Raw genomic sequence first — 5,513 nt, 5'->3', positions numbered from 1 at the left:
CACGCTCTTTTAAAATGTCAACAAGAGAATCTCTACCATGAACAAAATGTGACTCATATCTAAACCAGTCCTTGACGAACGTGCCAAGCATATTAAGCCACTTCTCCTCATCCAACGCGTCAGTTTTTGACAGAATCGTTAGTTGATGGCGAAAGGTCGCAAAGTAAGAGCTTCTCGAGCTGCGCAAGGATAGGTCGAATTTTCTCATTTTCCGCCAGCAGTCCACTTCGATTTAATTCGTAAACAAGCAGTAGTAATTCCTGCTTTATCAAGATAATTTTTCGACTCATCAGAAATATCCGAAAGTGTTAACTTCTGCGTCATGGAAGCGATAAAACTCTGCAGGTTGGATACGCCAATCATTTTTATCGAAGCGCGCATAAATTTGAGCAGATTTGTCGTCACAGGTTGCGCCGCCAAAACGTCGGCTACAGTAACTTTTCCCAGCCTCAATCTCATCTCTCTTTTTGCGTTCTGCTTCAATATCTGGTTGAACGGCGTCGCGTCGTAACCCAGCTTGGTAAGTTGGATTAAGCACTCCGTGGACAGATTTGTCATTGTGAGCATTTTCATCCCGAAGTTGCGGCTCATTCTGATTCTGAACAGCTTCTTGGGAAGTAGCGACAGCTTGGTTTTTAGTGAGTTGTTCCATTCTTTAGCTCCTAGACCTTTAGCAGCAAGGTCCATATCTGACTTTTTGTTAACGTATTTAGCCACATAGAAACCAACAGCCATATAACTGGTAGCTTTAAGCGGCTCACCTTTAGCATCAACAGGCCACAACCAACCAGAACGTGAAAAAGCGTCCTGCGTGTAGCGAACTGCGATGGGCATACTGTAACCATAAGGCCACGTATTTTGCAAGCTATTTAACTGGCGGCGATTGCGTACCCGACGACCAAAATTAGGGTCAACGCTACCTGTAGGAAGTGTCCGCATAAAGTGCACCGCATGGAAATGAAGACGGCCATTAGCTGTACCATACTCAGGCACACAAAAATACTGATAGCAGTCGGCGTGTGAATCATTAGCCTTGCGACCCTCGGCAGCAAGAACCATACGACCAATATCACGAAAATAGTCACGCAAAGCATTGGGATTATCATAAAACGCCTCTAATCGGTCGTCAGCCAACGTGAGAGTGTCAAAAACGATAAACCAACCATCAGCATGAGCCTGTCGCATTGCATTCATCAAACGCTGAATAGCAAAGCCTCTACGCGATTTCATAGTGGAGGCCTCCAGCAATCTTGAACACTCATCCTTAATACCTTTCTTTTTGGGGTAATTATACTCATCGCGAATATCCTTAAGAGGGCGTTCAGCAGCCAGCTTGCGGCAAAACTGCGTAACCGTCTTCTCGTTCTCTAAAAACCATTTTTCGTCCCCTTCGGGGCGGTGGTCTATAGTGTTATTAATATCAAGTTGGGGGAGCACATTGTAGCATTGTGCCAATTCATCCATTAACTTCTCAGTAACAGATACAAACTCATCACGAACGTCAGAAGCAGCCTTATGGCCGTCAACATACATATCACCATTATCGAACTCAACGCCCTGCATACGAAAAGACAGAATCTCTTCCAAGAGCTTGATGCGGTTATCCATCTGCTTATGGAAGCCAAGCATTGGGGATTGAGAAAGAGTAGAAATGCCACAAGCCTCAATAGCAGGTTTAAGAGCCTCGATACGCTCAAAGTCAAAATAATCAGCGTGACATTCAGAAGGGTAATAAGAACGAACCATAAAAAAGCCTCCAAGATTTGGAGGCATGAAAACATACAATTGGGAGGGTGTCAATCCTGACGGTTATTTCCTAGACAAATTAGAGCCAATACCATCAGCTTTACCGTCTTTCCAGAAATTGTTCCAAGTATCGGCAACAGCTTTATCAATACCATGAAAAATATCAACCACACCAGAAGCAGCATCAGTGACGACATTAGAAATATCCTTTGCAGTAGCGCCAATATGAGAAGAGCCATACCGCTGATTCTGCGTTTGCTGATGAACTAAGTCAACCTCAGCACTAACCTTGCGAGTCATTTCTTTGATTTGGTCATTGGTAAAATACTGACCAGCCGTTTGAGCTTGAGTAAGCATTTGGCGCATAATCTCGGAAACCTGCTGTTGCTTGGAAAGATTGGTGTTTTCCATAATAGACGCAACGCGAGCAGTAGACTCCTTCTGTTGATAAGCAAGCATCTCATTTTGTGCATATACCTGGTCTTTCGTATTCTGGCGTGAAGTCGCCGACTGAATGCCAGCAATCTCTTTTTGAGTCTCATTTTGCATCTCGGCAATCTCTTTCTGATTGTCCAGTTGCATTTTAGTAAGCTCTTTTTGATTCTCAAATCCGGCGTCAACCATACCAGCAGAGGAAGCATCAGCACCAGCACGCTCCCAAGCATTAAGCTCAGGAAATGCAGCAGCAAGATAATCACGAGTATCCTTTCCTTTATCAGCGGCAGACTTGCCACCAAGTCCAACCAAATCAAGCAACTTATCAGAAACGGCAGAAGTGCCAGCCTGCAACGTACCTTCAAGAAGTCCTTTACCAGCTTTAGCCATAGCACCAGAAACAAAACTAGGGACGGCCTCATCAGGGTTAGGAACATTAGAGCCTTGAATGGCAGATTTAATACCAGCATCACCCATGCCTACAGTATTGTTATCGGTAGCAAGCACATCACCTTGAATGCCACCGGAGGCGGCTTTTTGACCGCCTCCAAACAATTTAGACATGGCGCCACCAGCAAGAGCAGAAGCAATACCGCCAGCAATAGCACCAAACATAAATCACCTCACTTAAGTGGCTGGAGACAAATAATCTCTTTAATAACCTGATTCAGCGAAACCAATCCGCGGCATTTAGTAGCGGTAAAGTTAGACCAAACCATGAAACCAACATAAACATTATTGCCCGGCGTACGGGGAAGGACGTCAATAGTCACACAGTCCTTGACGGTATAATAACCACCATCATGGCGACCATCCAAAGGATAAACATCATAGGCAGTCGGGAGGGTAGTCGGAACCGAAGAAGACTCAAAGCGAACCAAACAGGCAAAAAATTTAGGGTCGGCATCAAAAGCAATATCAGCACCAACAGAAACAACCTGATTAGCGGCGTTGACAGATGTATCCATCTGAATGCAATGAAGAAAACCACCATTACCAGCATTAACCGTCAAACTATCAAAATATAACGTTGACGATGTAGCTTTAGGTGTCTGTAAAACAGGTGCCGAAGAAGCTGGAGTAACAGAAGTGAGAACCAGCTTATCAGAAAAAAAGTTTGAATTATGGCGAGAAATAAAAGTCTGAAACATGATTAAACTCCTAAGCAGAAAACCTACCGCGCTTCGCTTGGTCAACCCCTCAGCGGCAAAAATTAAAATTTTTACCGCTTCGGCGTTATAACCTCACACTCAATCTTTTATCACGAAGTCATGATTGAATCGCGAGTGGTCGGCAGATTGCGATAAACGGTCACATTAAATTTAACCTGACTATTCCACTGCAACAACTGAACGGACTGGAAACACTGGTCATAATCATGGTGGCGAATAAGTACGCGTTCTTGCAAATCACCAGAAGGCGGTTCCTGAATGAATGGGAAGCCTTCAAGAAGGTGATAAGCAGGAGAAACATACGAAGGCGCATAACGATACCACTGACCCTCAGCAATCTTAAACTTCTTAGACGAATCACCAGAACGGAAAACATCCTTCATAGAAATTTCACGCGGCGGCAAGTTGCCATACAAAACAGGGTCGCCAGCAATATCGGTATAAGTCAAAGCACCTTTAGCGTTAAGGTACTGAATCTCTTTAGTCGCAGTAGGCGGAAAACGAACAAGCGCAAGAGTAAACATAGTGCCATGCTCAGGAACAAAGAAACGCGGCACAGAATGTTTATAGGTCTGTTGAACACGACCAGAAAACTGGCCTAACGACGTTTGGTCAGTTCCATCAACATCATAGCCAGATGCCCAGAGATTAGAGCGCATGACAAGTAAAGGACGGTTGTCAGCGTCATAAGAGGTTTTACCTCCAAATGAAGAAATAACATCATGGTAACGCTGCATGAAGTAATCACGTTCTTGGTCAGTATGCAAATTAGCATAAGCAGCTTGCAGACCCATAATGTCAATAGATGTGGTAGAAGTCGTCATTTGGCGAGAAAGCTCAGTCTCAGGAGGAAGCGGAGCAGTCCAAATGTTTTTGAGATGGCAGCAACGGAAACCATAACGAGCATCATCTTGATTAAGCTCATTAGGGTTAGCCTCGGTACGGTCAGGCATCCACGGCGCTTTAAAATAGTTGTTATAGATATTCAAATAACCCTGAAACAAATGCTTAGGGATTTTATTGGTATCAGGGTTAATCGTGCCAAGAAAAGCGGCATGGTCAATATAACCAGTAGTGTTAACAGTCGGGAGAGGAGTGGCATTAACACCATCCTTCATGAACTTAATCCACTGTTCACCATAAACGTGACGATGAGGGACATAAAAAGTAAAAATGTCTACAGTAGAGTCAATAGCAAGGCCACGACGCAATGGAGAAAGACGGAGAGCGCCAACGGCGTCCATCTCGAAGGAGTCGCCAGCGATAACCGGAGTAGTTGAAATGGTAATAAGACGACCAATCTGACCAGCAAGGAAGCCAAGATGGGAAAGGTCATGCGGCATACGCTCGGCGCCAGTTTGAATATTAGACATAATTTATCCTCAAGTAAGGGGCCGAAGCCCCTGCAATTAAAATTGTTGACCACCTACATACCAAAGACGAGCGCCTTTACGCTTGCCTTTAGTACCTCGCAACGGCTGCGGACGACCAGGGCGAGCGCCAGAACGTTTTTTACCTTTAGACATTACATCACTCCTTCTGCACGTAATTTTTGACGCACGTTTTCTTCTGCGTCAGTAAGAACGTCAGTGTTTCCTGCGCGTACACGCAAGGTAAACGCGAACAATTCAGCGGCTTTAACCGGACGCTCGACGCCATTAATAATGTTTTCCGTAAATTCAGCGCCTTCCATGATGAGACAGGCCGTTTGAATGTTGACGGGATGAACATAATAAGCAATGACGGCAGCAATAAACTCAACAGGAGCAGGAAAGCGAGGGTATCCTACAAAGTCCAGCGTACCATAAACGCAAGCCTCAACGCAGCGACGAGCACGAGAGCGGTCAGTAGCAATCCAAACTTTGTTACTCGTCAGAAAATCGAAATCATCTTCGGTTAAATCCAAAACGGCAGAAGCCTGAATGAGCTTAATAGAGGCCAAAGCGGTCTGGAAACGTACGGATTGTTCAGTAACTTGACTCATGATTTCTTACCTATTAGTGGTTGAACAGCATCGGACTCAGATAGTAATCCACGCTCTTTTAAAATGTCAACAAGAGAATCTCTACCATGAACAAAATGTGACTCATATCTAAACCAGTCCTTGACGAACGTGCCAAGCATATTAAGCCACTTCTCCTCATCCAACGCGTCAGTTTT

Annotated in this window: 9 protein-coding genes; all 9 read right to left on the bottom strand. The window is 44.6% G+C overall.

Annotation, left to right across the window (positions count from 1 at the left end; translation table 11 throughout):
• Positions 1-187 (bottom strand): phage DNA packaging protein C (locus PAA8504_RS23070; protein WP_503121352.1); only part of this gene is annotated, 187 nt, incomplete at its 3' end.
• Positions 120-272 carry a hypothetical protein gene (locus tag PAA8504_RS23065; protein WP_435988044.1) on the bottom strand — a complete coding sequence of 51 codons (153 nt, stop codon included), beginning with the start codon at positions 270-272 and terminating at the stop codon, positions 120-122. The genes PAA8504_RS23070 and PAA8504_RS23065, both read right to left, overlap by 68 nt.
• Entirely contained in the window at positions 205-1,746 is a 1,542-nt protein-coding gene (locus PAA8504_RS23060; RefSeq protein WP_000252566.1) for a replication endonuclease, read from the bottom strand. The genes PAA8504_RS23065 and PAA8504_RS23060 overlap by 68 nt, the downstream gene beginning before the upstream one ends.
• A gap of 63 nt (positions 1,747-1,809) precedes the next feature.
• Positions 1,810-2,796, bottom strand: coding sequence for a Minor spike protein (locus tag PAA8504_RS23055; protein ID WP_000466547.1), 987 nt, complete (start codon positions 2,794-2,796; stop codon positions 1,810-1,812).
• 8 nt (positions 2,797-2,804) lie between these two features.
• Complete coding sequence (locus PAA8504_RS23050; RefSeq protein WP_000487867.1) at positions 2,805-3,332, bottom strand: hypothetical protein; 528 nt, start codon at positions 3,330-3,332, stop codon at positions 2,805-2,807.
• A gap of 110 nt (positions 3,333-3,442) precedes the next feature.
• Positions 3,443-4,726 carry a major capsid protein gene (locus PAA8504_RS23045; protein ID WP_000065572.1) on the bottom strand — a complete coding sequence of 428 codons (1,284 nt, stop codon included), beginning with the start codon at positions 4,724-4,726 and terminating at the stop codon, positions 3,443-3,445.
• 36 nt (positions 4,727-4,762) lie between these two features.
• The gene (locus PAA8504_RS23040; RefSeq protein WP_000033471.1) at positions 4,763-4,879 is read right to left on the bottom strand and encodes a phage DNA packaging protein J; all 117 of its coding nucleotides are present in this window, start codon (positions 4,877-4,879) and stop codon (positions 4,763-4,765) included.
• A complete protein-coding gene (locus tag PAA8504_RS23035) occupies positions 4,879-5,337 on the bottom strand; it encodes a scaffolding protein D (protein WP_000084700.1) in 459 nt (152 codons plus the stop codon). The genes PAA8504_RS23040 and PAA8504_RS23035 overlap by 1 nt, the downstream gene beginning before the upstream one ends.
• Positions 5,334-5,513 (bottom strand): phage DNA packaging protein C (locus PAA8504_RS23030; protein WP_108896172.1); only part of this gene is annotated, 180 nt, incomplete at its 5' end. The genes PAA8504_RS23030 and PAA8504_RS23035, both read right to left, overlap by 4 nt.

Source organism: Palleronia abyssalis (assembly GCF_900302445.1).
GTDB classification, from domain to species: Bacteria; Pseudomonadota; Alphaproteobacteria; order Rhodobacterales; family Rhodobacteraceae; genus Palleronia; species Palleronia abyssalis.
Note: the sequence above shows the minus strand (reverse complement) of the source record. Positions and strands in the feature narration are given on the sequence as shown.

Excerpts from the sequence above, each read along its gene's own strand:
- PAA8504_RS23060 (WP_000252566.1), bottom strand. The coding sequence starts at position 1,746 with ATGGTTCGTTCTTATTACCCTTCTGAATGTCACGCTGATTATTTTGAC.
- PAA8504_RS23045 (WP_000065572.1), bottom strand. The coding sequence starts at position 4,726 with ATGTCTAATATTCAAACTGGCGCCGAGCGTATGCCGCATGACCTTTCC.
- PAA8504_RS23050 (WP_000487867.1), bottom strand. The coding sequence starts at position 3,332 with ATGTTTCAGACTTTTATTTCTCGCCATAATTCAAACTTTTTTTCTGAT.
- PAA8504_RS23055 (WP_000466547.1), bottom strand. The coding sequence starts at position 2,796 with ATGTTTGGTGCTATTGCTGGCGGTATTGCTTCTGCTCTTGCTGGTGGC.
- PAA8504_RS23040 (WP_000033471.1), bottom strand. The coding sequence starts at position 4,879 with ATGTCTAAAGGTAAAAAACGTTCTGGCGCTCGCCCTGGTCGTCCGCAG.
- PAA8504_RS23035 (WP_000084700.1), bottom strand. The coding sequence starts at position 5,337 with ATGAGTCAAGTTACTGAACAATCCGTACGTTTCCAGACCGCTTTGGCC.